Annotated in this window: 4 protein-coding genes; all 4 read left to right on the top strand. The window is 38.3% G+C overall.

Annotated features, from left to right (window positions below; genetic code table 11):
* Positions 1–314, top strand: a 314-nt coding sequence (locus tag RT405_RS08040) for a type IIL restriction-modification enzyme MmeI (RefSeq protein WP_396163523.1), incomplete at its 5' end; no start/stop codon positions are given.
* Entirely contained in the window at positions 307–2262 is a 1956-nt protein-coding gene (locus RT405_RS08035) for a DEAD/DEAH box helicase (RefSeq protein WP_313469009.1), read from the top strand. The genes RT405_RS08040 and RT405_RS08035, both read left to right, overlap by 8 nt.
* Complete coding sequence (locus RT405_RS08030; protein ID WP_313469019.1) at positions 2252–3388, top strand: GIY-YIG nuclease family protein; 1137 nt, start codon at positions 2252–2254, stop codon at positions 3386–3388. The genes RT405_RS08035 and RT405_RS08030 overlap by 11 nt, the downstream gene beginning before the upstream one ends.
* A gap of 78 nt (positions 3389–3466) precedes the next feature.
* The coding region (locus RT405_RS08025) for a DEAD/DEAH box helicase family protein (protein WP_313469008.1) at positions 3467–4013 on the top strand (547 nt) is incomplete at its 3' end.

Genomic DNA, 4013 nt, shown 5'->3' with positions numbered 1-4013 from the left:
GCGGGAAATTAGAAACCCGGTATCGATACTCTGCGGGCTTGGTATACAATACATTTCCCATTCAAAATTTGTCCACCCAACGTAAAAATGAGATGGCACGGATTATGATGGAAATACTTGACCTTCGTGAATACGAAGGAGGCTCATTGGCGACTCTTTATAACAAAGACACAATGCCCGAAAGCTTGCGAAAGAAACACGAGGAATTGGACGGGATTGTGGATCGTGCTTACCAGCAGCGACCATTTGGAAGTGATGAAGAACGCTTAGCGGTATTGCTAAACCTATATCAGGAGATGACGGAAAATGACTAGTAATTTATTCGAAATTAATTTCGACAAGAACACGACGAAGACAACTAATGATTTAGGTATGCGAGAAATGCAGGAACGAGTATATGAAAGACGTAATTCTCAGTACTTGTTAGTGAAGGCCCCACCTGCTTCTGGAAAATCACGAGCCCTGATGTTTGTCGGGCTAGATAAACTTCACAATCAAGGAATCAAGAAAGTAATTATTGCTGTTCCAGAACGTTCTATTGGCAAGTCATTCCGTAATACTGACCTAACAAAGTTTGGCTTTTACTGGGATTGGAATGTTCAGGCTAATAACAACTTGACAATTGGCGGTGGAGAAAAATCGAAAGTGAAGCATTTCGTGAAGTTTATGCAATCAACCGATCCTGAAGATAACATTTTGATTGCTACTCATGCAACGTTACGCTTTGCATTTGAAGAGCTTGATGATTCGGCATTTGATGGAACTTTATTAGCCATCGATGAATTTCACCATGTCAGCCGTGACGATAATTCTGTACTGGGTAGTGCCCTGAGGAGTATTACGGCAAACTCTAATGCACATATTTTGGCGATGACCGGCTCTTATTTTCGTGGCGATTCCATTCAAATTTTAGAACCAGCTGATGAGGATAGATTCGATAAAGTAACCTACACATATTATGAACAATTGGAAGGTTATCAATACCTAAAGTCCTTTGCAATGGGTTACAGCTTCTATCGCGGCAAATATACGGATGCACTAGATAAAGTAATTGATCCATCAAAAAAAACGATTATCCATATTCCTAATGTTAACTCAGGAGAATCTACTAAGAAAAAGTATGATGAAGTTGATCGTATTCTAGATTTAATTACAGATGGCGGGGACATCAATCAAAATGATGATGGCATCTATGAAGTAAATAGATTGGATGGGCAGAAGTTGTTGATTGCTGACCTAGTGAATGAGGATGGGCGGGAAAAAGTTTCTGCTTACCTTGCAAAGATTACTGATGATATCGCAGATTTAGATAAACTGGATATGATTATCGCTTTGGGCATGGCCAAGGAAGGTTTTGACTGGCCATTCGCAGAATATGCTCTTACCATTGGTTACCGTAATTCTCTGACTGAGGTCATTCAAATTATCGGTCGGGTTACACGGGACAGTCCTAATAAGACACATGCTCAATTCACAAATTTGATTGCACAACCAGATGCCCAAGATGACGAGGTTCTATTTGCCGTAAATAGCATTATGAAGGCCATTTCCGCTTCCTTATTAATGGAACAGGTATTGGCACCGGTATATAAATTCAAGCCAAAGGATGGAAAACCTGATAAGCCAGGGGATTTATCTATCCGTGGTTTGAAGCCGAAAGATACTACTGAACGAACAAAAAAAATCATTGAAGATGATATGGCTGATTTGAAGTCTAGTATCTTACAAAGTAAAGAAATTCAAAATGCAATCGTCTCTGGTACTGATGCTAAAATGATTAATAAGACACTTATCCCACGAGTAATTATCGAACGTTATCCAGATTTAACAAGTGATGAGCTTGAAACTGTTCGGCAACACACTTTGGCAGCTATTAATGTTGCAGCAGGACGGAAGACAACATCAGAGGATGGTAGCCGTGAGATTATTAAGATGGCTGACAGGTTTATCAATATCGATGAGTTAAACATTGATTTGATTGATCAAGTCAATCCATTTCAACGGGCTTATGAAGTAATCAGCCGTGATATTGATGCTCCAACCTTACGATTCATCCAGGACTATTTGTCGTCTAATAAATACGATTTTACTGAAGAGCAATTAGTGGCGGCTTTCAAACAGGCGAAACAATTTAGGGCGGAAAATGGAAGAAACCCAGATCGAAATAGTAAAGATGATGGTGAGAAATATCTAGCATTCGCAATGCTAAAATTAGCAGAGTTAAAGAAAGAAAGAGAGGCTTCACGTGAAGATGAAGAATAGTCTTGACAGTATCTTTGAGGATGATGACTTCGGTGAGTTAACAAAACAGCCTGAGAAAAGAAAAATTGAAAAGCTAGATCCAGAAGTAACAAAGTTTCAAGAAATACTAGATTTTATTGAGAGAGAGGGGCGAGAGCCACAAAAGACAGACGAGTGGTCAACGGAACGTGCTTTGTGGGCTAGACTGAGAGGTTTTCGAGACAAGAAGGAACGCAGCGAGAAAGTTAAAAAATATGATACTCTGAAAATTTTAGAAAAGAAGAATATTGAAGACCCAGAATTTGTTGTGGAGAGCACATCCTCAGAGGTTCCTAATAAGCTCGATGATATTCTTGGGGCTGATGATATGTTAGATGATTTTTCCAGCTTGTTAGATGTATCGAGATATAAGAAGACAGTCAAAGCAGCTGATAAGATAGGACGTAGAAAGCACTCTACAAACTTCTCAAAGTACAAGGTTCTATTTGATCAAGTTCATAAAGATATTGCTAGTGGTCATAGAAAAATAGTTCCTTTTGAGCAGTATGATATCGAAGAAGGGCGCTTTTACGTTCAAAATGGTGTAATGTTGTACATTGTCTCGATTTCAAAAGATACATTCATAGCTGATAATGGAAAATTAAATAGTCGGATGCATGTAGTTTACGAAAACGGTACCGAAAATAAAAATTTACTTCTACAATCCCTCGCATCTTCACTATATTCTACAGAACGGCATGGGCGGATGGTGACTGATTTAGTTAATGATGAAACACTTGCTGAAAGTTTCGGCGAAGAATATACCACTGGATATATTTATATTCTTAAATCATTGAGTCAGGATCCTAATATTTCTAAGTTAGAAAATTTGTATAAAATCGGATTCACTAGAAATACTATTGATATTCGTACCGCAAATGCGGAAAAAGAGTTGACGTACTTGTACGCGCCAATTCACCTTATTCTCTCTGCAGAAGTTAAGAATATAAATGCACAACTACTTGAAAGAACATTACACCATGTCTTTGGTGATAAACAGGTTGAATTTCAAAGTGAGGATTTAAAGAAAGCAACTGAGTGGTACATCGTTCCGATTGATGAAATTGAGGAAAAAATCAACGGGATTATCGCCGAGTTACAGAAGTAAGCGGAGGTTATATTAATATGGTTGGCTATTGTCGGATTTTGAACGCACGTTTTAGTGCCTTTTATTGAGGAGGGTTATGTGAGCTATTTTTCAGATAGATATTCATTAATGAAAGTTCCTATTGCAAATGATTCAAAGAATCTTGTAGGGTTAAGAAATGCACAAGTGGGCGCAGTGCATGCTTTAGGAGCGTATTTTACGACCAAAAGTGAGCCGGTTCTCGTGTCAATGCCGACGGGTACTGGTAAAACTGCAGTAATTATGATGGCGCCATATTTATTGCAGGCATCGAAAGTATTAATTATAACTCCTACGGTTTTGGTGAGATCACAGATATCGAATAACTTTTCTCAATTAGAAGTTTTAAAACGTTTGGGTGTTTTTGCAAAAAATATAAAGACACCTCAAGTTTTCGAACTTAAAAAAAAGTTTACTTCAGATTTTTCGAATAGGGTAAAGAATGCAGACGTAGTAATTTCTACTCCGGGATGTGCATTATCGTTATCAGAAAGCACAGAGTTGGCGTCTTCTTTCGATATGGTGGTAATTGATGAAGCCCATCACGAACCCGCAAAGACATGGCGACAAGTTTTAGTTAATATGCCAGAATCCAAACATATTTTAT

This window comes from Carnobacterium sp., assembly GCF_032094055.1.
Taxonomy (GTDB): Bacteria; Bacillota; Bacilli; order Lactobacillales; family Carnobacteriaceae; genus Carnobacterium_A.
The sequence above is the reverse complement of the archived record's forward strand: the minus strand, read 5'-3'. Positions and strand labels throughout refer to the sequence as shown.